Source organism: Companilactobacillus halodurans, assembly GCF_009600985.1.
Classification (GTDB): domain Bacteria; phylum Bacillota; class Bacilli; order Lactobacillales; family Lactobacillaceae; genus Companilactobacillus; species Companilactobacillus halodurans.
In genome coordinates this window covers 22,685-45,142 of the sequence record NZ_VDFP01000014.1, presented here as the reverse complement: position 1 = coordinate 45,142, position 22,458 = coordinate 22,685, and the positions used below count along the sequence as shown (strand labels likewise).

23 protein-coding genes and 1 pseudogene are annotated in these 22,458 nt (G+C 36.5%); 8 read left to right on the top strand and 16 right to left on the bottom strand.

What is annotated here, in order from left to right; all coding sequences use genetic code 11:
* Window positions 1–13: 13 nt before the first annotated feature.
* On the top strand, window positions 14–373 hold the full coding sequence (locus tag FHL06_RS07925) for an ArsR/SmtB family transcription factor (protein ID WP_153385690.1): 360 nt from the start codon (window positions 14–16) through the stop codon (window positions 371–373).
* A gap of 186 nt (window positions 374–559) precedes the next feature.
* On the opposite strand, the gene FHL06_RS07920 is transcribed toward FHL06_RS07925, so the two are convergent.
* The 6 genes and pseudogenes from FHL06_RS07920 to FHL06_RS07895 all read right to left on the bottom strand — a co-directional run bounded on the left by FHL06_RS07920 (window position 560) and on the right by FHL06_RS07895 (window position 4,678).
* On the bottom strand, window positions 560–937 hold the full coding sequence (locus tag FHL06_RS07920; protein WP_153385689.1) for a YolD-like family protein: 378 nt from the start codon (window positions 935–937) through the stop codon (window positions 560–562).
* Complete coding sequence (locus FHL06_RS07915) at window positions 930–1,265, bottom strand: acetyl-CoA carboxylase (protein WP_238333983.1); 336 nt, start codon at window positions 1,263–1,265, stop codon at window positions 930–932. The genes FHL06_RS07920 and FHL06_RS07915 overlap by 8 nt, the downstream gene beginning before the upstream one ends.
* Window positions 1,243–2,544, bottom strand: a complete 1,302-nt coding sequence (locus FHL06_RS07910; protein WP_153385688.1) for a Y-family DNA polymerase — start codon at window positions 2,542–2,544, stop codon at window positions 1,243–1,245. The genes FHL06_RS07915 and FHL06_RS07910 overlap by 23 nt, the downstream gene beginning before the upstream one ends.
* A 94-nt stretch (window positions 2,545–2,638) precedes the next feature.
* Window positions 2,639–3,148, bottom strand: a complete 510-nt coding sequence (locus tag FHL06_RS07905; RefSeq protein WP_153385687.1) for a PadR family transcriptional regulator — start codon at window positions 3,146–3,148, stop codon at window positions 2,639–2,641.
* Window positions 3,149–3,200: 52 nt separating this feature from the next.
* Window positions 3,201–3,737, bottom strand: a pseudogene (locus FHL06_RS07900) (phenolic acid decarboxylase).
* 128 nt (window positions 3,738–3,865) lie between these two features.
* Entirely contained in the window at window positions 3,866–4,678 is an 813-nt protein-coding gene (locus tag FHL06_RS07895) for a glycosyltransferase family 8 protein (protein WP_153385686.1), read from the bottom strand.
* 76 nt (window positions 4,679–4,754) lie between these two features.
* Between FHL06_RS07895 and FHL06_RS07890 the strand changes: the two genes are divergently transcribed.
* On the top strand, window positions 4,755–5,165 hold the full coding sequence (locus tag FHL06_RS07890; protein WP_153385685.1) for a peptide deformylase: 411 nt from the start codon (window positions 4,755–4,757) through the stop codon (window positions 5,163–5,165).
* Between the two features lie 593 nt (window positions 5,166–5,758).
* Here the strand turns inward: FHL06_RS07890 and FHL06_RS07885 are convergent.
* Together FHL06_RS07885 and FHL06_RS07880 are read right to left on the bottom strand one after the other, a co-directional pair.
* Window positions 5,759–7,375: an Nramp family divalent metal transporter gene (locus FHL06_RS07885; RefSeq protein ID WP_153385684.1), complete on the bottom strand. Its 1,617-nt coding sequence runs from the start codon at window positions 7,373–7,375 to the stop codon at window positions 5,759–5,761.
* 36 nt (window positions 7,376–7,411) lie between these two features.
* Window positions 7,412–7,852, bottom strand: coding sequence for a universal stress protein (locus tag FHL06_RS07880; protein WP_238333982.1), 441 nt, complete (start codon window positions 7,850–7,852; stop codon window positions 7,412–7,414).
* Window positions 7,853–8,258: 406 nt separating this feature from the next.
* On the opposite strand from FHL06_RS07880, the gene FHL06_RS07875 reads away from it, so the two are divergent.
* Entirely contained in the window at window positions 8,259–8,420 is a 162-nt protein-coding gene (locus FHL06_RS07875) for a hypothetical protein (RefSeq protein WP_153385682.1), read from the top strand.
* A gap of 49 nt (window positions 8,421–8,469) precedes the next feature.
* On the top strand, window positions 8,470–9,141 hold the full coding sequence (locus FHL06_RS07870; RefSeq protein ID WP_153385681.1) for a metal-dependent transcriptional regulator: 672 nt from the start codon (window positions 8,470–8,472) through the stop codon (window positions 9,139–9,141).
* Between the two features lie 66 nt (window positions 9,142–9,207).
* Here FHL06_RS07870 and FHL06_RS07865 read toward each other — a convergent pair whose 3' ends face one another.
* On the bottom strand, window positions 9,208–9,636 hold the full coding sequence (locus tag FHL06_RS07865; RefSeq protein WP_153385680.1) for a MarR family winged helix-turn-helix transcriptional regulator: 429 nt from the start codon (window positions 9,634–9,636) through the stop codon (window positions 9,208–9,210).
* Window positions 9,637–9,748: 112 nt separating this feature from the next.
* Between FHL06_RS07865 and alsS the strand changes: the two genes are divergently transcribed.
* Entirely contained in the window at window positions 9,749–11,428 is a 1,680-nt protein-coding gene (gene alsS / locus FHL06_RS07860) for an acetolactate synthase AlsS (RefSeq protein WP_153385679.1), read from the top strand.
* Window positions 11,429–11,464: 36 nt separating this feature from the next.
* Entirely contained in the window at window positions 11,465–12,172 is a 708-nt protein-coding gene (gene budA, locus FHL06_RS07855; protein WP_153385678.1) for an acetolactate decarboxylase, read from the top strand.
* A 62-nt stretch (window positions 12,173–12,234) separates the two neighbouring features.
* Here the strand turns inward: budA and FHL06_RS07850 are convergent, their stop codons facing one another.
* The 4 genes from FHL06_RS07850 to FHL06_RS07835 form a co-directional block, all read right to left on the bottom strand.
* On the bottom strand, window positions 12,235–13,107 hold the full coding sequence (locus FHL06_RS07850; protein WP_153385677.1) for a DMT family transporter: 873 nt from the start codon (window positions 13,105–13,107) through the stop codon (window positions 12,235–12,237).
* A gap of 247 nt (window positions 13,108–13,354) precedes the next feature.
* On the bottom strand, window positions 13,355–14,275 hold the full coding sequence (locus tag FHL06_RS07845) for a DMT family transporter (RefSeq protein ID WP_153385676.1): 921 nt from the start codon (window positions 14,273–14,275) through the stop codon (window positions 13,355–13,357).
* A 287-nt stretch (window positions 14,276–14,562) separates the two neighbouring features.
* Window positions 14,563–15,387 carry an alpha/beta hydrolase gene (locus FHL06_RS07840; RefSeq protein WP_153385675.1) on the bottom strand — a complete coding sequence of 275 codons (825 nt, stop codon included), beginning with the start codon at window positions 15,385–15,387 and terminating at the stop codon, window positions 14,563–14,565.
* A 21-nt stretch (window positions 15,388–15,408) separates the two neighbouring features.
* The gene (locus FHL06_RS07835; RefSeq protein WP_420360961.1) at window positions 15,409–17,385 is read right to left on the bottom strand and encodes a PTS sugar transporter subunit IIABC; all 1,977 of its coding nucleotides are present in this window, start codon (window positions 17,383–17,385) and stop codon (window positions 15,409–15,411) included.
* Between the two features lie 401 nt (window positions 17,386–17,786).
* Here FHL06_RS07835 and FHL06_RS07830 point away from each other — a divergent pair, with 401 nt between their 5' ends.
* Window positions 17,787–18,482 (top strand): M57 family metalloprotease, encoded by a 696-nt coding sequence (locus FHL06_RS07830; RefSeq protein ID WP_153385673.1) that lies wholly within the window; start codon window positions 17,787–17,789, stop codon window positions 18,480–18,482.
* A 47-nt stretch (window positions 18,483–18,529) separates the two neighbouring features.
* Here FHL06_RS07830 and FHL06_RS07825 read toward each other — a convergent pair whose 3' ends face one another.
* Entirely contained in the window at window positions 18,530–19,084 is a 555-nt protein-coding gene (locus FHL06_RS07825; RefSeq protein WP_153385672.1) for a TetR/AcrR family transcriptional regulator, read from the bottom strand.
* Window positions 19,085–19,210: 126 nt separating this feature from the next.
* On the opposite strand from FHL06_RS07825, the gene FHL06_RS07820 reads away from it, so the two are divergent.
* Window positions 19,211–19,954, top strand: coding sequence for a sulfite exporter TauE/SafE family protein (locus FHL06_RS07820; protein WP_153385671.1), 744 nt, complete (start codon window positions 19,211–19,213; stop codon window positions 19,952–19,954).
* A gap of 49 nt (window positions 19,955–20,003) precedes the next feature.
* Here the strand turns inward: FHL06_RS07820 and FHL06_RS07815 are convergent, their stop codons facing one another.
* Together FHL06_RS07815 and FHL06_RS07810 are read right to left on the bottom strand one after the other, a co-directional pair.
* On the bottom strand, window positions 20,004–21,503 hold the full coding sequence (locus FHL06_RS07815; RefSeq protein WP_153385670.1) for an MFS transporter: 1,500 nt from the start codon (window positions 21,501–21,503) through the stop codon (window positions 20,004–20,006).
* 136 nt (window positions 21,504–21,639) lie between these two features.
* Window positions 21,640–22,287: a CatA-like O-acetyltransferase gene (locus FHL06_RS07810; RefSeq protein ID WP_162000158.1), complete on the bottom strand. Its 648-nt coding sequence runs from the start codon at window positions 22,285–22,287 to the stop codon at window positions 21,640–21,642.
* Window positions 22,288–22,458: the final 171 nt, after the last annotated feature.

The following is a 22,458-nucleotide window of genomic DNA, read 5'->3' as shown; positions in this document are numbered from 1 at the left end:
AAGAGGATAAGCTATGCCAGAACAAAATTTTGAACTCGAGCATCAACAAGCTTTACACACTTTAAAACAGAATCTCCCTAGCGACAATGACTTGGATGCCATGGTCAATATTTTCAAGGCTTTCGGGGATATGACTCGGGTCAAGATCATCTTAGCTCTAGCTGAGACTCCACTTAGTGTTGGAGAAATTGCTGATACTTTGGATATGAGTCAGTCATCAATTTCTCATCAATTGAGTATTCTTAAACAATTAAATTTGGTTTCCAATGCTAGACGTGGTCGCAACATTCACTATCGCTTAAGTGATCAACATATCATCACGATTTTTAACCAAACTAAAGAGCATATTATAGAAGATGAAAATGACTACTAGTATTTTTATAAAATGTTTGTTATAATCATGAAGATACGTTTTTAGCGAGTAAGTTTCTCGACTTACTTCGTATCAGCAGGAGGTCAGATGTGGTCATCTGGCCTTTTTGTATGACTAAATAAATCCTGATAACCAAAAAAAACTACTAATCTATTATTTATTTAATAGGTTGGTAGTTTTTTCGTTTTAGATTACTATTTCAACATTTCTAACATCCCCGAGGTGAAAGGATTTTTTATTATCTAAGTGATAGACATCATTGTCATAACCGGAAACCTCTCCAGTTAAGTCGTCTGCCACTTCATTATTAGAATCTACAATATTTAACTGAACTTTTACAATTTGATTATACGTAAAAGATTGCATTAAAAGCTTGGTTATTTGTTCATCTTTTTGTTGCGGGCGCAGTTCATTTCGATGTTGTTGTTGCTTTTTTTGACGGTTCAACGCTGCCGTATGATCAGACAAGTAAAATCCTTGCCACTTCATTTTTCCACGATCATGATAATAATTATCAAAGAACGCTTGCACCATATCTGGATCCGCTTCGTACTTACTATTCATCTCTGTGTCGCCTTCTTTGAATTAATTCCTGTTGCTCGGGCCATTTCAAACCCATAAATCCATCATAAACTATAGTTAGATGGATTTTTTTGGTTATTTGAACAACTATTTTCTCTAAATATGACAAATTATACACATTTATCGTGTGTAATGGAACCGAATGCATCCTTTTTTTACGATATTGCGTATTAATAAAAAAATTAAAAGTCCGATCAAACGGGTCATTGACGATTTGCAACCAATATCTTGTATCTCTTTTTCTAGTAAAATTTGCTTTAATCCGTTCCATAATAATTTGAAAATCTTTATTCATAAGCATTGCCGCCATTGTGACCACCCACTAAAGTACTGCGGGTAATCGCGGTTCCGCCCTTTTGTAAACTATTAGCATAGACGAGCGCTTGAAAGCCATATTTACTACGGATTTCGTCTACGACCTTTAACTTATCTTCATCCTTACATTGTTGTTGAACCGGCAAGAATATATTCAATTGCTGGCTAGTTTTATCAATCAATTTAGAAGAATAAACCGATAGATTGCGTACTGGCTGTCCCTGCCACTGACTTTCAAATAAATAAACTAATAAATCAGCTATTTCTTGATCATTATCAGTATGGTTTATCTTGCCACTAATATTGAAACCGCCTCGCTCGCCTTCTTCACTAGAAGCATAGGAATAACCGACACCTAAGAAAAAGCAACCTGCTTGTTTATGATGATGACGTAATCTTGAAGCAACTTGTTGACCCATTTCTTTAATAACTGTTTCAATCTCATACTTATTGAAATAATCTCTTGGCAAAACTTGAGAATTGCCAATACTGTGACTTTTAGGTGCAATATTATCAGAAATCTTTGTACGGTCGATTCCCCAAGCAATCGCAAAAATTTGTTCGCCAATCAACCCTAATTCTTCTTTCAAATAGAAAGGATTGCTATGAGCTAACTCATACATGCTGTGAATCCCCAAACGATTCAATCTTTTTTCTGTTCGTTTGGCAATACTCCAGACATCAGTCATATTTGAAATCGACCAAATTTTTTCAGGGACTGTTTCGTAATGAATCTCACCCATTAGTTGTGGATCATGCTTAGCATAAATATCTAACGCAATCTTAGCTTGCACAGGATTGTCACCAATTCCAACGGTCGTATACAATCCCAGACGCTTTCTGATAGTTTTTTGAATCACTCGGGCAACTTCTCTAGGAGAATTGCCAAATAATCTCCAAGAATGCGTCATATCAAGAATTGATTCATCGATTGAATACGGCCAAACATCCCTTTCAGCGGCAAATTCACGAAAAATACTATTAATCTGCAAGTTTCGTTTGATGTAGAGATTCATTCGCGGTGGGACAACAATCAATCTTGGATCCTCTGGCAAGTCGCGCTGTCTAGAAACATTTGCCTTAAGATGAAAGATTTTTTTAGCCATCGGCGAAGTTGCTAAAATCAAGCCACCATTAGTATTCTCAGCTTCACTCATTACTACCAGCAGTTCTTTTAACGGATTCAAGCCCCTTAACGTTGCCTCAACGCTGGCATAAAACGACTTATTATCAATTAAGAAGAAAACTCCATGTGGTTCTTTACTGTAATCCATCGTTTTATACCTCCTTTTTGTATGCATCTCCATTATACGAACATATGTTCTTATCTGTCAATAAAAAAAGGAGCCTACTTATTCAGTACGCTCCTTAGATGTTGGTACGTAACCATTTAACGTGATTTGTTTCTCTTTCAATTGCTCGCGTTAAAATCAAATAATGGCCATAGTTTTGTTCAATTTGCTTGTCGCTAAAGAAAACCGTTTTGAGCCGTTTTTTTAAATGGGTTAATTTATCTAGTTTTATTTCTAATTCTTGTCTAATTAAGGATTTTAATAGTGAATCCGACTTATCCTTAATAAAATAAAGTTTTAACGAGAACAATTCTCCAGTTTTGCTTAATGGTTCTTCCAACCAACTACGTAACACTTGTTGTCCATTATCAGTAATTAAATAGTAGGTTGACTTACCATCATCTTCATCCTTCACCCAACCATCATCTTTCATCCGTGCTAATTCTGGATAAATTTGGCTGTGTGAAGCATGCCAGAATTCACCGACCTCATTTTTAAACTCCTGACTGATTTGGTAGCCGGAGAGTTTTCCTTTATTATTGATCAATCCTAGTAAGACATAGGGTAAAATACGTTTCTTAGGCATTTTTATCTCCAAAAAAAATGATATACGATTCTTCGTATACCATTCTATCATGCTATTTATTGATACGGTGATAGTTTTCGTCAAAGTACTTGCCATTTCTAATGTCGTCAGGCATTTCCTTGTAAGGTGCTTCGCTGATAACATCTTCGTTATCTTGACCAGCATCACCCATGTATGTGATGTTAGCAAATTCTGGAACCACCAACTTAGGATATGTTTAGTATTTTTCACGAGATTCTTCCATTAAATCGATGTGTTCATTTTGGTAAGTAACAGTGATTTCTGGATGTTCTTCAACCCACTTAGGGAAAAAGATTGTTCCGTGAAGTTTCTTTTCGTTAGGCATGAAGTCTAAAGCAACATCTGTACCAGTAGGTTCTGTCCATGAAATCTTGTAGATGCCTTCTGTCAGCATAACAATGTGAGCTTCTTGATCAGTTACCCAACGGCCACCAACCATGCCACCGTGAATTCGGTAGTCAACTGTGTGGTCATTTTTAGCGTACCATTCATATTCCCAACCATTGTCGTATGTATAAATAAAGTGTGTTCCTAAGAAATCGTCTAAAGTTTTAAATGTTTTAGTCATAAATTAATAGCTCCTTGTAAAAATCATTATGTCGTTATCGACAAACAATAGTATATGTCGTTAACGACACTTAGTCAAGAGATTAATTTTGACAATAAAAAAACATCTACTAAAAAGTAGATGCTCCATTATAGTATTTGCTTAGTTTTATGCGCATAGTGCTTATACAATCCTGAGAAACGTTCCTTATAATCAGGCAGCCAAGGTTTATCGCGACCACAAAAATGTAAGACTACCGTGTGATCAATCACCCAATCAATATCCCAGTCGCCATTGCTTTTTGCAAAATACAAAGGGTTCATCCGAGCGTCATAGTTATACAATTCGTCTGGAACTTTCATAATATGCTGGCCATACAATCCATTTAACACATCTTGATCAGGCAACACTAAAGTTTTCCCCTTCTTTTTGATATAAGCAAAAATGTCACTAGCTTTAACATTTTCCCTAATTGAATCTAAATCCATCAACAGAACGCCGGAATTGTAATAACTTTCAGTTTCATAATTACCTAACCTTAATTTATTTAAATCATCTGTGACATCAAGTGAGTTGTGACTAGCAGCCGCGTACCAATAATCCTTTAAATCAATTTGATAAAGAGGCTTCAAATCATTGATGATCAAGATATCGACATCTAAATATAAAATTCGTTTAATATTTTTAGGCAAATACTTATGGGCTAATAAACGATAATAAATTGTCTTTGGATAACGGTCCGTCGTCGGTGCACTATCAAAATCAGATTTTTGTACCATAACTGGATGATAATGCATCCCTAATTTCTGGCAAAAATCCTGCAGCTTCTTCGACTCGCGTAATTTCCTATCTTGAATCACATAGATTGAATAATTTTTGGCTGATGAATTTTGCTTAATTGAATACAAGGTCGTCATTAACTGTGTCACCACGTTATCGTCAATCGCAAACAATAAATTCATTTTCTACCCCCGCTTGTTAAACTTTTACTAGTTCCATTATACTAATGGTAATTAATTAATGACACAGGAGTCCACTATGATTAGATCAATCAATCGCGATACTACTTTTTTAGCTCAAAAATCAAGTCTCGCCACTAAAGACGATTTAAACGTTGTAACTGATTTACAAGACACTTTGAAATATCATCATGAAAATTGCGTCGGCATGGCTGCCAATATGATTGGCGTCAACAAACGAATCATTGCTTTTTCAATGGGAATGATGACTGTTCCGATGATAAATCCCACTATTATTAATCGAAAGAATGAATATCAAGCTGTTGAAGGCTGCCTTTCTTTAGATGGTCAAAGAAAAACCAGCCGTTATAAAAGCGTTACAGTGGAATATTTAGATACAAATTTTAAGGAACATACCCAAGAATTCACTGATTTCATTGCTCAAATAATTCAGCATGAAATCGATCATTGTAACGGTGTTTTGATTTAGGACAAAAGAAAGGAGCTTGCATATTTGCAAGCTCCTGTTTTATTAATATTTCTCATATTGTTTTCTTCTTTCGTTTTATATTTTTGGGAGGGGGATATAATTTTTATTCATTTTAATAGTATTTTGTAATAGTCAAATCTGTTTGTTTGTTGCTTTGTTATTTGACTATGCTTAAATAATAACGGATGATTATGAATTTATCGTTGTTAAAATACGAATTAATTGGTACCAAAATGTGAAGATTTTTTGATTGGGTTTAGTTAGTGATTTTATCAGTTTATTTGTTTTTCTTCCTATAGTAATGAAATATTGCATAACATATGGGAAGAATGCAGAATCATATCCTTTATTGTGGAAAAACATAACTACTTCCGTCTAACCCAAAAAATCCCAAGCTCACATTCGTTATTGTGGAAAATTGTTTTATCGTCTAGAATTGTTCTTCCTATTTTTATCCTCAAACTTGCGGCTTCAGTATCGCGTGAAAAAACATAGCTACTTCCGTCTAACCTAAAAAGCGCAAGCTCACATTCGTGAGTTTGCGCTTTTTGTGTTAGTACTCGGTAGCTGACCATGTTTTTTCACAGCTCTTACTATCTAGTACTTTCATTCTTAGCAATAGCGTCAACAGCATCTGTTGCGCCTTCTGCTGATAATTGTTTCTTCAATCTTTCATTACCTTTATAAAGATCTACAACGGTCCAGATTAACAATGCTAGTACGGCTGCAATCAATACGTATGAAATCATGTCAGCTGTAGCTAATTGTGATTTAGCTGGATTGTCGCCATAGAAGGCTTCAATTTGACCTGGTAGTCCGTATAGGTTCAAGAATGTTAAGGCAACAACTGAGAACCAACCTAGAACTTGTAACCACATTGAGTTCTTAAATCTGTTACCCATTTCTGTCTTACTGTTTGTCATCATTAACAATGGCAACATTGAGAATGGTAAGGCGAAGGCTAAGAAGACTTGTGAGTTATTCATCAAGGTATTCAAGGCTTCGTGCTCAGAGATTGCGCTCTTACCGCTTGTCATCATAACACAGATAAGAACTGGGATAACTGAGATTAAACGTGTTACTAAACGACGTAACCATATAGGCATCTTCATGTGAACGAAACCTTCCATGATAACTTGACCAGTTAAGGTACCAGTGATTGTTGAGTTTTGACCTGATGCCAACAAGGCAACGGCGAACAATGTTGAAAGGATACCTGACTTAGCAACACTGATTAAAATACCATTACTTAATGTAGATGTATCTGATAGAGCTTCAAACAAACCAAAGAATGATGGATCTTTAACGGCACCACTCTTAAATACGGCAACACCCATGATCAATAGCAAAGCATTAACGAAGAATGCAGCTGTCAATTGGATGTTTGAATCCCATGCTGAGAAACGAACGTTTTGTGCAACTGAATCTTCATCAGTGTGATCAACTTTTCTTGTTTGTGAAATAGCTGAGTGAAGGTACAAGTTGTGAGGCATAACAGTAGCACCAATGATACCTAGAGCACCTGTCAATGGTGTTTGACCACCGATTGATGGGCTTGTTGAGAATGTCTTACCTGTTGGTACTAATCCACCAAATATTGAACCCCAGTTAGGATTTGATAGAGCAACTTGATATACGAAAACAAATAAAATAACAAGAATTAAACATACAACGATAGCTTCGATTTTTCTGAAACCAATCTTTGTTAATAATAGCAATACTAGAACATCACCAACAGTGATGAATACGGCAATTACTAATGGAATATGGAAAAGTAAGTACAAAGCGATAGCAGCACCGATAACTTCGGCAATATCTGTCGCCATGATAGCTAACTCGGTTAGGATCCATAATACGATACCTAGTGACTTACTTGTTCTGGCACGAATGGCTTGTGCCAAGTCCATCTTACTCACGATGCCTAGTTTAGCAGCCATATATTGCAGTAACATGGCAATTAAACTAGACATAAGAATAACTGACATTAATAGGTATTGGAAATTTTGACCACCTGTAATAGATGTTGACCAATTACCTGGATCCATGTAACCAACGGCAACTAAAGCCCCTGGTCCTGAATATGCGAATAAGGTCTTAAAGAAACCTTTGTTCTTTGGTACATCAACGGTACCGTTAATTTCTTCCAACGAAGGGCCGTTGGCGTAGTGGATTAATTTATGCTTTTTTGTCATTGAATTATCATCAGTCATGATTAATCTTTCCCCTTAACTTTATTAAAATATCTTTTAGCGAATAATCATTATTGAAATAGGTGAGTATTTCGCCATATATGCTGCTTGTGAACCAAAATACTTCTTGATACCTTTTTTCGATAATGAGCCAATAACCAAAAGATCTGCTTCAGCAGATGGAATAACGTCTTTAACGATTGTTTCACCGGGATCCCCTTCGGCCACGATAAGTTCGACCTTTTTAACTCCGGCATCTAATGCAATCTGACGATATTCTTTCATATGTTCTTCAAGTTCATCGCGTTCAAAATGGACGTAATCTTTAGTCAATGCTTGATATACATTCATCTCGCCACTTTCCAAAATGGAAGTGATGATTAATGTTGATCCATCTTTGATACAACGGTGCATAGCATATCTAAATGCTAATTGTGCATCAGGCGAATCATCAACACCGACTAACACACGTTCAAATGTGTTATTTTGCTTCGACATTGGTCTGTCCTCCAATATATTTTCTCAAGACAAGATTTATCTTTGCTCGTCTTTCCAAAAACCATTCTACCCCAACTTAATAGGATGTAAACTATTTTTTAAGGTCACCTAATAAAAAAATACATTTTAGGAATATTTATCAAAAAATTAGAAAACGGTTACTTGCCTATTACACTGCGTTTCAAGACCATATTATGAGGTATATTTAAAAAAGTTTACCCCCTTCTTAACTATTTTATTCAAAATAAATATGATATATTAAAAACGTTAGCGACGGGGTTTATTGTCTATTAATAAAGAATATTTATTTAATTATGGACAATCCGTATTATTTTAATATTCTTCTATATCTTTATTAGGAATTACTAATAAAAGATTTTATTCATAACTTATGGGGGGAAACTTTATGAAGAACACGACACCAGAAGAAAAAATAAACGAAGTCAATAATCAAAATTATCTCAGCGATAGTTGGGTTACATCGGAAATGTTGATTGGTATGTATTCAAGGATTTTTACCAATCTACTGCTAGCTGATGACCGGATTTTCAAGGGACATTCCAAATAAGGCTTATATAGAAGAAACACGCCTTAAATAACAAAAAGTGGTGAAAATTATGAATGACCTGAATTTTTTAAGACTTATTTTTGAACTAGGTGGCAGTTTCCAAAATGTCAGCAATATTGATCTAGCGGTGAAGGCTGATGTTAGTAAAGCCTCAATCTCAGATCGAACACAACATTTATCAAAATTAGGCTTAGTTAAATACACAAAGTACTATGGTACTAAATTAACTAAAAAGGGCTTAAATGCTGTGATTCCTTTGATTCAGCAACATCGTCTGATTGAAACATGGCTCTATGAAAAACTGGATATTCCATTGAGCGAGATTTACGAAAAAGCTACTAAGCTGTCTGATCATCCTGATTCACTTTTGATTGACCGCTTAAACATCTATTTAGACTACCCTGAAGCTTGCCCACACGGGAATACGATTCCTATCAACTGCTCAATTCAAGAATTTTCGAAGTATTCTTTGCTTGCAAATCAAAACATTTCTAACGAAACTTTCCAAATTATCAACTTCACCGAAGATAATTACTTATTTAAAATTTTGAATAATATAGATATTAAATTATCTGATGATATTAAAATTTTAAATATTAATAATTATGATCACTCAATGGTGGTCTTGAATTTACGGAATAATTTGAAACAAATCTTTCCTAAGAATATTACGAAAATGATTCGAATTGAAAAAGTCAGTGAAATGCAAAAAAGCGTTTGAGGACACATGATGAAATCATGCGTTGTCAAACGCTTTTTTCGTTATATATAACGTTACAGGTTACCCTTATTCAGCTTCAGGGTTTACAATAGTTGAAACAACAGCCTCAATAGAAGAAACTAGTGGACTATCTGGTGTGATTCCGGATTTAGCAAAACGGTCTTCCCACCATTGACTACGAATTTTTTGAACTGTATCAACGATTTTTTTACCTTCGTCAGTCAAAGTCAAAACCTTAGTTTTGCCAGCCCCATTTTTCTTAATCAAATAGTCCAATTTGACCATTTTATTAATTTCTCTAGTTGCCAATCCCTTATCGATAACCAATAGTCGAGCAACTTTATTTTGGCTGATGTTTTCGTAATCGCCAACTGACAATAAAATACAAGCTGCAGTCGGATTTAAGTTAATTTGATTGAATTGGGACCGCGTATCCTTGTAATATTGTCTATGTAGGATAGAGATATCTTGTGCTAAATAACCGATATTTTTCATTCATTTACACTCCAATGAAAAGTTTTGTGTTGACAAATCAACACGAATGATTTACTTTTTTACCTATAATTAATTATAGAACAAAATTAAATAAAAAAAGAGGTTAGAAATAATGGCAAAACAAGTCAATGGTGCTCAAGAATTGATTCAAACTATGATCAATCAAGGAGTCAAATACGTTTTTGGACTTCCTGGAGCTAAAATAGATCAGCTCTTCGAATCCCTAGAACACAATGATAATCCTAAAGCACCCAAATTAATCATCACTCGTCACGAACAAAACGCTTCCTTTATAGCAGCAGGAATTGGACGTTTAACTGGTAAACCAGGAGTAGTCGCTACTACTTCAGGTCCTGGTGTTTCCAACTTAGCTACTGGTCTAATTACTGCAACCGCTGAAGGAGATCCCGTTGTTGCTATCGGTGGTCAAGTTCCACGAAATGATATTGCTAGATTAACCCACCAAAGTATCTCAAGTAAAGAACTATTATCAGCTGCAACTAAGGATAGCGTGGAAGTACAGGACGCTAATAATTTGTCGGAGTCCTTTGCAAACGCTTACCAAACAGCTTCTGCTGCTAAAGCAGGTGCAGCATTCATCTCAATTCCACAAGATGTCCTAAATGATGAAGTCACACGTCCTACTATTAAGAGTCTTTCACCCGTAGAATTAGGTGGAGCTGACCAAGACACGGTCAACCAAATAATTGAGAAGATTAAAAAAGCTAAACTTCCCGTAATTTTAGCTGGAATGCGTTCATCTACCAATGAAGTAACCCACAAGATACACAAATTTCTCCATAAATTCTCAATCCCCGTTGTTGAGACTTTCCAAGGAGCTGGTGTTATCTCTCGTGACCTTGAAAAGAACTATTACGGCCGTGTGGGACTATTTAGAAATCAAATCGGCGATACGATTCTCAAAGAAAGCGACTTAATCATCGCAGTCGGCTATGATCCAATTGAATATGAGGCCCGTAATTGGAACGTTGGCCGGACTGGTGAAATCATTAGTCTCGATAGTATCGCACCAGAAATCACCAGTGATTATCAACCAGACTTGATTGTTCAAGCTGATATTGCCAAAACTCTTGATGAAATCAGCGAGCAATTGCCAAAAGATATCGACTTGAGTCAAGAGATGCACCAACATTTAGCACAGCAACAGGAAAAATTCACTAAAAAAGACGCCATCCCTGAAAATCACTCCGATAAAAACGGAATTCACCCACTAGCAATCATTCATGCTCTTCAAAATCAAGTCAACGACGATACTACGGTAACTGTTGACGTTGGTAGTTTGTACATTTGGATGGCTCGTCACTTCAGAAGCTACAAACCAAGACACCTACTCTTCAGTAATGGTATGCAAACACTTGGTGTAGCTTTACCTTGGGCTATTGCTGCAGCACTTGAGCGCCCTGAACAACCAATCGTTTCTGTAGCTGGCGATGGAGGATTCCTCTTCTCTGGTCAAGAACTTGAAACAGCTGTCAGATTGCATTTAAATATCGTGCAATTGATTTGGGACGATGGCTACTACGATATGGTTCGCTTCCAAGAGATTGCTAAATATGGCCATGATGCTGGCGTTCAACTTGGAAATGTCGATTTCGTCAAATATGCTGAAAGTTTCGGTGCCACAGGCATGCGCGTTGAAAGAACTGAAGACTTGGAACCAATGCTTGCTAAAGCCTTTGCTACAAAAGGACCAGTAGTTCTTCACATTCCTGTCGACTATTCAGACAACATCAAATTAGCTTCCAAACTTGTCGACGATGTTCTAAATTAAAATAACCCCTTAATCTAACTAGAAAGAAGTTTATTTATGTCAAATACGAATATCCTCTATCAACACGGAACTCTTGCTTTATTAGTCCCAGGACTCCTCGATGGAACTATCACTATGAAAGAATTATTGACTCATGGCGATACCGGAATCGGTACTGGCGAAGGCTTAGATGGCGAATTGGTTATCTTAGATGGCAAGCCTTACCAAGTCGATCATCGTGGCCAAGTCAATCTGGTCGACGATAATTTCACGCTTCCCTTTGCCAATATTCATTGGGCTGATTACCACAAACTAACCTCTGTGGAAAACATCGAACAAGCCGATTTAGAGAAGAAAATTTTGTCACTAACTAGCGCCAATACCTTCTTCTCAATTAAACTGCACGGCGAATTTTCCTACGCGCAAACTAGAGCTGTTAAAAGGTCATCCAAGCCATATGATACCTTGGCCAAAACTGCCGCAAGTCAAAGCATTTTTGAACAAAAAGATATCACGGGTACTTTGTTGAGCTATTACTCACCCGAAATTTTTGACGGTGCTGCAGTCGGTGGCTTCCACCATCATTTCTTATCAGATCAACGTGATTTTGGTGGTCATCTACTGTCATTTAAGAGCGCGACCGGTGACGTAGAATTGCAACAGTTCGATACTTTGGAACAACATTTACCAACTAAAAATAAACCTTATATGGATTTTGATTTCTCTGGACATGACATCTTAGGAGACATCCACAAATCAGAATAATTAATCAATAAAAATAGGTGATTTCAAGAAATATTTTCCTTGAAACCACCTATTTTGCTTTTCTATGCGAATTTAATCGATACCCAGACACTTGCTAGTATCATAATTGATCCGGCCACAAAGCCCCATGAGATGTCTTCTCCTAAAAGTAACCAACCTAACAAAGTACCAACGATTGGCTGCAAGAGGTAGAACAGTCCTGAAACACTTGGATTTACCATCGTCAAACCTTTATTCCACATCACAAAAGCTGCAGCGGTCGACAAAGCTCCAACGTAAAATAAACATATAATAACTTTGGGACTGAAGAAGTTCACGCTTTCTAATGCTGAAGCGTCTCTTAAAACAAACGGCGTCAAAAAAAGCATGGCGATGATAGTAGAAATAATCGTAATTTGTAAGGCGCTGTAATCAGAAACTTTTTGAATCAAAACTGACATCAAAGACCAGGTCAATGCTGCGACAATCCATAAAACCACGCCAGTTAAAATATGTTTACCAGTCAAGTGAATACCGACAATCATCAAGACGCCTAAAGTCGCCATGATGACGGAAATTATTTTCATATGATTTAATTTTTCTTTGAGAATCCACCAAGCAAATATTGCCATAAATGTTGGTGTTGCAGAGGTTACGACCGCTCCCGTTTGGGCACTGGAAAACCACGTTCCAGTTTCTTGAGCGACCAGCGATACGGCATAACCAGTTAGACCAATTAAAGCAAACCACTTTAGGTCTTTAACTTTAACGTGCCAATGTTCTCTTCTAATTAACGAGAAAGCTATCAAGAAAATAATGGCCACAAAATACCGTAACCAGACCAATTGAATTGGATGAATTTCACCAACGATAACTTTCACAGCCACAAAGGTTCCACCCCAGATGCAGGCGGCAACGCTCAACAATATTGAACCAATTAATTTATTTGTATTCATCGTACTATTCCTTTTTTCACTGGATTTCTCATAAACTTCACAGCGGGACCATCCACAATCACAGACAATCGGAACATTCTCAATTCTTGAGGAAACCTGTTAAGGCTAGATTATAGCATCTTTTATAAACATGACACGTTTTTTCAATAGAAATTTTTATACATTTTAAACATATGAGTGAAATAACGTCTATTTATGGAACAAAAAAAACGAATCCACAAAGGATTCGTTCGATAATTTGCATAATTTAAATGTTGTTGCCAGCACTAGCAAGTCGAGCTTCTTCTGGTGAAGAACCGTCGAACTTAACTGAGACCCAAACACTGGCTAAAATCATGATTGAACCAATCAAAAAGCCGAATGAGATTTGTTCTCCTAACATTAACCAGCCTAAAAATGAGCCAACGATTGGTTGAATCAAATAAAATAGACCGGATGAACTAGCACTGATAACTTTAAGTCCTTTATTCCACATTACATAAGCGACAGATGTTGAAACTGCACCGACGTAAAGTAAACTCAAGAAGACTTTCGGATCCAAGAAATTGATGCTTATAAGTGACTTCATGTCACTCAAAATAAATGGCGTCAAGCAGACTACAGCTACTATAGTTGACATAATAGTAATTTGTAAAGAACTGTACGTCCTTACTTTTTTAATAAGAACTGACATTAAAGCCCAAGTCACTGAAGTAAGCAGCAATAGGAGAATTCCCATAACGACATTACTACCAGACATCTTTAATCCTACGATCAAAACGACACCTAACATGGCCATGATAACTGAAAATACTTTGACCTTATCAAGCGATTCTTTTAAGATCAACCAGCCAAAAATAATCATAAAGGCTGGGATAGTTGATGTGATAACTGAAGCAGTCTGAGCATTTGCTAGACCAGTACCTGCTTCTTGGGCAACAAGAGAAATCGTGTTACCAATTAGTCCAATCCAAAAAATCAATCTCAGATCACGCCAATTGATATGCCATTTTTCTCTCTTTAGTGCAGAATATCCAATCAAAAATACTAGTGAGATTAAGTATTCTAACCAAACTAGTTGGATTGGACGAACTTCGTCGACAATGACTTTTACGACGACGAACATTGCTCCCCAAATTACTGAAGCAATAATTAAATATATGGATCCTAAAAACTTTTTAGATTTCATGAGTAATATTTCCCTTCGCGTTGATTCCAATTTGAATTCATTGCTACGCTATCCTCGCAGATAGCCGAAATATTACTTCATTCAAGAAACGATAAATACTCACCTTCCTTTGTCTTAAAACCACTTTAGTATAACAATGCAAAATAATATAACAAGGCGTCTGAGAAAGTAAACGTTTTCAATTTTAAAATCGTTTTTCCAAACCCTTTCAGAACGCAAAAAAAAGACCCTCAACAAATTATTATAAATTTGTTGAGAATCTTCAGAAAACATTAGTTAAAGTTTAACTATCCTATTAATTTCATCATTTCAAGCCAATTTAGAGCTAACTCGATCCATTTTGCAGTCCAAGCATTGAGATATTTATCCTTACCTGGCTTTTTAGTCACATAAGTTCCAAAAACTAAACCGTGGATGCCTGAACCAAATAAATGATATTCAACCGGCAAATCTAGTTGATTCATCTTTTCAACATACATCAATGAATTAATGACATTGACCAGTTCATCAGTTCTCGTTTGCCAAACAAAGACTGGTTTAGAATTCTTGTTCAATAAATCTTGAGTTTTCCACAAAGCCTTATCGGGAGTGATTTCTTCACGAACTTTATCATCACTAGGGAAACTGCCCTTCACTGTCATATCGATTACTGGATATCCCAGGATTGCTGCAGCATGTTGACCGCTGAACTGATCCAAATGATATTTCTTACGTAATTTTTCATCAGTCGCAATCCCATTATAGGCTGCGACTATATGACCGCCAGCTGAAAATCCAGCTAAAATAATCCTTTGCTTATCAATATGGCGTGATGCGGGTTGCTGATTGATCCAGTCGATAACTTTGCCCAATTCTTGCAAGGCCAGAGGATAAACCGGCTCTTTATCAATTAATTTATATTCTAAGACCACCGCGTGCATCCCAAATGAATTGAAACGCAAAGCCACGGGTTCTTCTTCTCTTTGCGAATGGAAGGTAAATCCACCTCCAGGGCAAATGACGACTATCGGATAATCGACTGGTTGACCAAAATCGGCAACTTGGTCAAGCCAGTAACTTTTTACTTTAAAATCATGATTAGAGATAGTGAGATTATTTTCTTCTGCTTTCATATCTTCATATCTCCTTTGTTGTTATGCTAATTTCACATTATTTAGATTCATTGGATCGCCTTTCTTTACCAACATTTTATCAGTAAATCCAAATAAATAAACTAGGACAACGGAAATTACTAAGGTTCCGTAGTGCGAAATCAGATAGCCATAGAAGTTGCTACCAATTCCGACTCCTGGTGTAATAAAGGCTGGGAAACCTATCAAAGCACCGGATAAAGCATAATTGTCAACTCTTAAGAAGCCTGTCAAAGCACCACCGATAGCACTGGCAATACTTGCAACAATAAAAATTCTCTTATACTTCAAATTGACACCATATAACGCTGGTTCTGTAACGCCACAAAAGGCTGAAACGGCTGCTGCTAGAGACATTTCTTTGAGATGTTTATTCTTAGTTTTCAAGAAGACTGCTAAAACAGCGCCACCTTGAGCGACCATCGTTATGGAAAGAATTGAATTGATATAACTGTGTCCGTTCGTGGCAATGTCGTTAATAACGATAGGAATAAGTCCCCAGTGCAAACCGAAGATAACCATCGTCTGATAAATACCACCGATAACGAATCCACAAAGCGTTGGACTGAAATTGTAAATTGAAACAAGACCATTTGACAATCCCTTGCTCAAAACAGTAATGATTGGGCCAACACCAATAATAATAACTAAACTTAAAATCAAAGCTTCAAGAATTGGAACGAAGACGCTTCTAATATAGGTAGGAATTACTTTTTTCAAGAACTGCTCGACGTATTTTCCTAACCAAGCTGCAACGATTATCGGAAAGACAGATGAAGTGTACGCAACTAAAGTTGTGGGTATGCCTAAGAAACTGGTTGAGGCTGTGCTAGCTTTGCCAGCTAAGGTGACGATTTGTGGATAAATTAAAATTCCACCAACAATTGCTAAAACGATTGGATCCGAACCTAACTTCTTAGCAGCAGTAAATCCTAAAATAATTGGCAAGAAGTAAAATGTTGCATCCCCGATTGCGTTTAAGAGGATATAAGTTCCACTAGTTGTTGAGAGCACTTTAAAACCAGTCAAGGCCGCTAAAATACCCTTTAAAATACCAGAACCAGCCAAGATTCCGATGATAGGAATCATAGAAGCGGTCAAAACACCAATGAAGTTGCTGGCACCACGTTTAACATTTGGCCAAAAGTCATGGACCTTATCAGCTTTGTCAGTCGTTTCCGCAACCGCCTCTGCTGTTGCAGAATCATCAGTAAACTGTGTTCCAATTTGGGCAATAACGGCGTCATAGACATCAGTTACAGCTTGACCAATAACAACTTGATATTGACCGCCAGCTTTAGCAACCGTAATAACGCCATCAAGATTTTCAATTGATTCATCGTTTGCTTTAGAATCATCTTTTAGATAAAAACGCAATCGCGTTATACAGTGAATCAAACTCTTGATATTCTCTACGCCACCAACATTTTCGACTATATTAGCAGCCAATTCATCGTACTTGCCGCCAGTCTTTTTAACGACTTTCTTTTGAACTGATTTCAATGATGCAACAGCAACTGTTGAACCAGCTTTAACATCTTTATCAAAGCCAGTTGTCATCAATTCCTCTAAAATATCCTTACTATTAGTAATCGCTAAAATAATAGTTGTTTGCTTACCGGCATCTTTAATCATTTGCAAGTTCATCTTAACAACTGAATCGCCAGCTTTTACTTGGTCGCCTTCTTTGATTGAGACTTCAAAAGGCTCTCCTTTCAAATCCACGGTATCGATTCCTAAATGGACGAGGATTTCTGCACCACTGCTCGTCTTCAAACCAAAAGCGTGTTTGGTTTCTGAAACGAGTGTGATTACTCCGTCTGCGGGTGAAACAATATTTCCAGAACTAGGTTCAATTGAGAACCCTTCTCCCATCAACCCTTGTGAGAAGACAGGATCTTGCACTTTTGACAGCGTCAGCAACTTACCGTCAGCGGGTGCAACTAATGAAAGCAATGTTTGATTGTTCATAGCAGTCATTCCCTTTTTTAATAGATTTGTCTTTTTTTGATTACGCTTATATCATATGTTTAAACACGTATGGAGTCAATATTTATTCGAACTTATTTTATAGTCTGAGGAACATCTCATGAAGCCCACAGACAAGGGCTTATTATTCCAATAAATTTAAAAAATAACGACATTATCTTGCTTTTGTCCTTTTTTAATGGACAATAATTTGTAATTTTATTTTGCTTTATTAAATGATAAATAACATTTTAAAATAAATTTCAAATTGACTATTTTTTTAAATCGAAAAAAGTTATCATTTTAATACCTTCTGATTTACCTTTCTGTACCTATAATTTTTTTAAGTGGACAAGCGTAACTTAAAAAACTATCATTACTAAGACAAAGAACATAATTTAAGGGAGTATTTAATGAAAAAGAATTCTTGGATTACTTGGTTAATCCTTTTGGCCGCTGTTTTTGTGGTCGTTGAGACAAATCCTCAGATAGTCCCTAAACTTGAAAAACAAGTCGCGCAGACTACTAAAAAACTTAAACCATATCTTTATTTAACTAAAGTCAATCTTGAACAAAAGCTCAGTGGAACTACTACTAAAACTACTACTGAAAGTCAGGTCGGCAAAGCAACCACACCGATTGAATCGCCTTTACAGGGGATGACTACTTCCAGAACTTACTATTATCACTTTAAAGACAATGTACCAGAAAATGCTCGCCAGGTATTTTTAGATGCGGTCAACACTTATAACGCTACCGGACTGGTGAAATTGATTCCTGGTCAAGGTCAATCGAATCAAAACAGTATAACTTTTTTCATCTATCACAAAAAAATCGCTAACATCATGTCTAGTAACATCGAATTAGGAAATGGTGGCCCTTCTGCGTTGCAACTGAACAATTACGCAATCAATACTGCTCAAGCTGGATTGAATATGACCTATCCAACTATGTCAGTTAAAGATTCCGTTGCGGTTCATGAATTGGGCCATGCCTTAGGACTGGCGCACAGTTCTTATACTAATTCTGTGATGTATCCAGTTGATCAAGGCGTTTCTAAATTATCTCAAGCTGACTTGAATGGCTTGAAAAAAATCTATAACAAATAAAAAAGATTCAATCAATTTTTACGTTGATTGAATCTTTTTTCATTGAATTAAATCGTTGATAAAGCAATATTTAACATCTGATCAAAACTATCAGCCGCTGAAATGGTCTTATTATCAAACCGACCGTTGCCAATATGAACAATCTCGCCAATAATCAAATTACGCAACATTCGCGAAATTACCAAGCGTGATTTCTTATCAGGTACTAACGGCTTCAATAATTTCAACCCAATGTTACGTATTTTTAAAATAGCAGCATCTAAATCATCATTGTGAAGTTTGCCAGCGGGAATTGCAATGACTTGTTGCGCCACTGGATAATGGGATAAGGAATACTGAACAAATATTTTATTGAAGGCTTTGATAGCCTCTTTACCAGACAATCCTAACAAATCTGCTTGTAATCTTTGATACAAATCATTATAAAAATGAATAGCTACGCCAATTCTAATAGCCATCACGTCTGGAAAATAGTTATAAAGTGCTTGTGAGCGTGTTCCTAGAATGCGACTTAAGCGTGTAAAGGTCAGATTTTCTTGATGATTGATCAAGTCGACTGCTGCGAGAACTATTTTCTCTTTTGATAAAATTCTTGTCGTCAAAACAAAACCTCCCACTTGAAATTTATGACATTTGTTCTACAATTACAAAGTGTAATGTGTAATTACATCATGTAACTGCACTATAACCTAAATCAATTTCAGAATCCAGTTAAAGGAGTTCTTTAGATGACTACAATTTTTCTTATTATCGCTGGAATCTTGATTGGAACGATCGTTATCGCTCTAGGTGGCGGCGGTGCGGCTTTTTACTTAGGAATCCTCTCGTCTTCCTTTAATCTTGCTCCAGCTACAGCTGCTGCAACTTCAGTCGTTACAGCTGTCCCACCTTTAATCATTGGAGTAATAGCCTATATCAAACAAGGTCGAGTCAATTTTCGTTTGGGAAATCAGATGTTACTTGCTTCGTTGCCAGCTGTTATCATTGGTTCCATCATAGCACCGTATATTCCTGAACAATTATACAAATGGTTAATTGCAATTATTCTAGTATATTTAGGAATCAGAATATTTGTTCAACAATTTAAGAAAACTAAGAAAAAGAAACAACATGGTAAATTTGCGGCGGCCGTTTATGGCTTTATCAGTGGACTAATGGTTGGTGTCGCTGGACTCAGCGGTGGTGGACCTGTTCTAGCTGGCTTGTTAATTTTAGGATTAGATACTTTCAATGCCACAGCTACTTCTTCCTATGTTCTAGTTGGCATGTGCGTATTAGGTTCAGCCTTACATCTCACGACCGGCAGTATTTATTGGCAAGCCGGAATCCCCTTAATTATCGGAGCTGCCATTGGAGCATTGATTGCACCTTATGTCGTTCAACATTTTCTATCGAAAAGTAAATACGCTTATTTAGTTCAATATTTTATTGCGATAGTTTTGGTTATTATGGGAATTAAAACTGTCTTTTAAAACAAAAGGACTACGAATTTATAAAAAAATTCGTAGTCCTTTTTATTTCTTAAGCCACTTTTTGAACTGCACTTTTACTCTTATCTTTATTCTTAGCATGCTCTCTTCTAAATAAGAACATCAAAATGACGATTACCGCTGCAATCATCAACAAAGCCATCAACATAATATTGTGAATCCCTTGGAAGAAAATATCCTTCATTTCAGGAAGATAAGCCTTAGGCAAAAACTTAGCATCAGCAGCATTGCTGAGTTTGTTCATCATGCTCATCGTTATGTGACCGTTACTTGCCTTAACGCCACGAATCAAAGCCAAATTCAAAATAACTCCATAAATCGAAGACATGAATGTTTGACTTAAAATTCTGACCAAGTAAGCAAATGAGGTTGAAATTGGCACATCCCGACTATCGACATCGAATTGGACTGCAAGCAATAAAGCATTGAAACAAATTCCGACGCCGAAGCCTTCAAACACTCCCATCACTAATAAGAATGTGTAACTGGCTGTTTGCTTGGCGATATATAAACCTGCAAAAGAGATTAAAAAGGCAATCGCACCAATACCGATAATTTCATAACGACCCATTCTGCGTTGAATCAAAGGTTCCATTTCTGAACCAATGAAGTTAGAAATAGCTCCTGGAATCTGCGTCATTCCTCCGACTAAAGCACTCAAGCCCATGATACCTTGAGCCCACATCGGAATATAAATATTAAAGGCGACAAAAGAGCCCCATAAGAGTGCGAATAAAATCAAGTCAACGACCAATTTCTCATTTTTGAAGAGACGATTAGGAACGATGGGATCATCGACTTTTTTCTCGACACGAGACATCCAAAAAATCAAGAAGCCACCAATAACGATAAACAATAAGGTCAAGAAAATTGAGGCGACTCCAAGCAACTGGATACCAACTAAAATTGAAGATAAGCCTAGGACCATCAAGATAGCACCGTGATAGTCGACTTTACTCGTGTTGAGTGTTTCTTTAATTTTGAAGAAGAATGAAATAATCAGAATCGACAACAAGGCCAATGGCAAGTTGATGTAAAAGACCCAGTGCCAACTGAATGTATCAACGATCCAACCACCAATCAGCGGTCCAATAATGGATGTTCCACTAAATCCGGCTGAAGCAAGCCCAATAACTTGTGCCCGCCGTTTGATATTTTTAAAAATCTGCGAATAGATGATGAATGGAATTGTATTCATTCCACCAGCACCGATTCCCATGACACTTCTAGCGGTGATAAACCAGATAATATTAGGAGCTAATCCTTGAAACAAAGCTCCAATCATAAAGACGACTGTTGCGGTGATATAGGCTGTCTTATTACCCTTTTTCTCACCAAATTTACTCCATAACGGTGTTGAAACGGCCATCCCCAATAAAAATATGGCAACGATCCAACCCATATACTGAATACCATGCAAATCACTAATAATTGCTGGTAATGCAGTATTAATGATCGTAGCGTCAAGTCCTGCCATCATATTCGACAAAACCAACGCAAAAGTAACTAATATTTTCCTATTTCTGCTCATTCCCCTTGCTTCTTCCTATGACAAAATCTTTTTACCAATAAAAAATAAGGCCTCGCATTGTGCACTGCCTTATTCTTACAGAAAATACTAACAGTATTTTCAATTATAGTCTTCTTTATAAATTCATACAAATGGTCTAAAGCTTTTCTGGCTGGCTCAACAATTCTTCCAGACGATTGAAGAATAGTCCAGTTTGATAACCGTCACAAACGGCATGATGAATCTGGAATGTGACCGGCAATTGTCTTTTTTGATGGATATCTTTTTCAAACTTACCAGCTGTCACGATTGGCAAGAGATACTTGTCGTTGTTTCCAATATTCAAATTGAAACTAGAATAGTTGACCCATGGCATCATCGAGATATTGACGACATTTTGTGGAACTGGCTGTTTAGGGAATAGTTTGCCTGTGCCTTGATATTGCTTAATATCATCAAGATAATCACGATGAAATTCAGCAAAGGTATAGGTGTTTTCAGTATCAATATTCGAGAACAATTCCGTCTTGTTATCAAAGATTGAATAAAATGGTACCAAACTATCCCAATAGCCCAATTCTCCTTGGTCATTAAAAGCCATGCGATATAAATAATTTGAATTGACAACCTTTAAAACTGAAAAAATAAATAGAGGATAGAAATTATAATGATTTTCTTTAACGAATTTTAGAGCCCTATCAATTGGAACATTGTGCGTCATACTATAAGTCGTTTTTTGATCAATGAAGTGGTTAAAAACTTCTGTTCTAGTCCAAGTGTCTAAATCAATCTTAGTGAATTCCACGTTGTTACCTCCAAAAATTAAATTTCATTTTACTTCAAAGTCATCATACAATACTTTGAAGTTTTTTTGGCTGGTTTTAATATTTTATTGAATACTAAGATTATCAAATAATAAATCATCTTTTCCTTAATCCTAAACAAAACGTTACAAATTGCAAAATAATGTATTATT

What these genes read in the sequence shown, in the direction of transcription:
- FHL06_RS07865 (WP_153385680.1), bottom strand. Translation starts at nt 9,636, where the DNA reads ATGAAAAATATCGGTTATTTAGCACAAGATATCTCTATCCTACATAGA.
- FHL06_RS07820 (WP_153385671.1), top strand. Translation starts at nt 19,211, where the DNA reads ATGACTACAATTTTTCTTATTATCGCTGGAATCTTGATTGGAACGATC.
- FHL06_RS07840 (WP_153385675.1), bottom strand. Translation starts at nt 15,387, where the DNA reads ATGAAAGCAGAAGAAAATAATCTCACTATCTCTAATCATGATTTTAAA.
- FHL06_RS07875 (WP_153385682.1), top strand. Translation starts at nt 8,259, where the DNA reads ATGAAGAACACGACACCAGAAGAAAAAATAAACGAAGTCAATAATCAA.
- FHL06_RS07915 (WP_238333983.1), bottom strand. Translation starts at nt 1,265, where the DNA reads ATGGCGGCAATGCTTATGAATAAAGATTTTCAAATTATTATGGAACGG.
- FHL06_RS07885 (WP_153385684.1), bottom strand. Translation starts at nt 7,375, where the DNA reads ATGACTGATGATAATTCAATGACAAAAAAGCATAAATTAATCCACTAC.
- FHL06_RS07880 (WP_238333982.1), bottom strand. Translation starts at nt 7,852, where the DNA reads ATGTCGAAGCAAAATAACACATTTGAACGTGTGTTAGTCGGTGTTGAT.
- FHL06_RS07905 (WP_153385687.1), bottom strand. Translation starts at nt 3,148, where the DNA reads ATGCCTAAGAAACGTATTTTACCCTATGTCTTACTAGGATTGATCAAT.
- FHL06_RS07890 (WP_153385685.1), top strand. Translation starts at nt 4,755, where the DNA reads ATGATTAGATCAATCAATCGCGATACTACTTTTTTAGCTCAAAAATCA.
- FHL06_RS07830 (WP_153385673.1), top strand. Translation starts at nt 17,787, where the DNA reads ATGAAAAAGAATTCTTGGATTACTTGGTTAATCCTTTTGGCCGCTGTT.
- FHL06_RS07845 (WP_153385676.1), bottom strand. Translation starts at nt 14,275, where the DNA reads ATGAAATCTAAAAAGTTTTTAGGATCCATATATTTAATTATTGCTTCA.
- FHL06_RS07870 (WP_153385681.1), top strand. Translation starts at nt 8,470, where the DNA reads ATGAATGACCTGAATTTTTTAAGACTTATTTTTGAACTAGGTGGCAGT.
- FHL06_RS07925 (WP_153385690.1), top strand. Translation starts at nt 14, where the DNA reads ATGCCAGAACAAAATTTTGAACTCGAGCATCAACAAGCTTTACACACT.
- FHL06_RS07910 (WP_153385688.1), bottom strand. Translation starts at nt 2,544, where the DNA reads ATGGATTACAGTAAAGAACCACATGGAGTTTTCTTCTTAATTGATAAT.
- FHL06_RS07895 (WP_153385686.1), bottom strand. Translation starts at nt 4,678, where the DNA reads ATGAATTTATTGTTTGCGATTGACGATAACGTGGTGACACAGTTAATG.
- FHL06_RS07920 (WP_153385689.1), bottom strand. Translation starts at nt 937, where the DNA reads ATGAATAGTAAGTACGAAGCGGATCCAGATATGGTGCAAGCGTTCTTT.
- FHL06_RS07835 (WP_420360961.1), bottom strand. Translation starts at nt 17,385, where the DNA reads ATGACTGCTATGAACAATCAAACATTGCTTTCATTAGTTGCACCCGCT.
- FHL06_RS07850 (WP_153385677.1), bottom strand. Translation starts at nt 13,107, where the DNA reads ATGAATACAAATAAATTAATTGGTTCAATATTGTTGAGCGTTGCCGCC.
- budA (WP_153385678.1), top strand. Translation starts at nt 11,465, where the DNA reads ATGTCAAATACGAATATCCTCTATCAACACGGAACTCTTGCTTTATTA.
- alsS (WP_153385679.1), top strand. Translation starts at nt 9,749, where the DNA reads ATGGCAAAACAAGTCAATGGTGCTCAAGAATTGATTCAAACTATGATC.
- FHL06_RS07815 (WP_153385670.1), bottom strand. Translation starts at nt 21,503, where the DNA reads ATGAGCAGAAATAGGAAAATATTAGTTACTTTTGCGTTGGTTTTGTCG.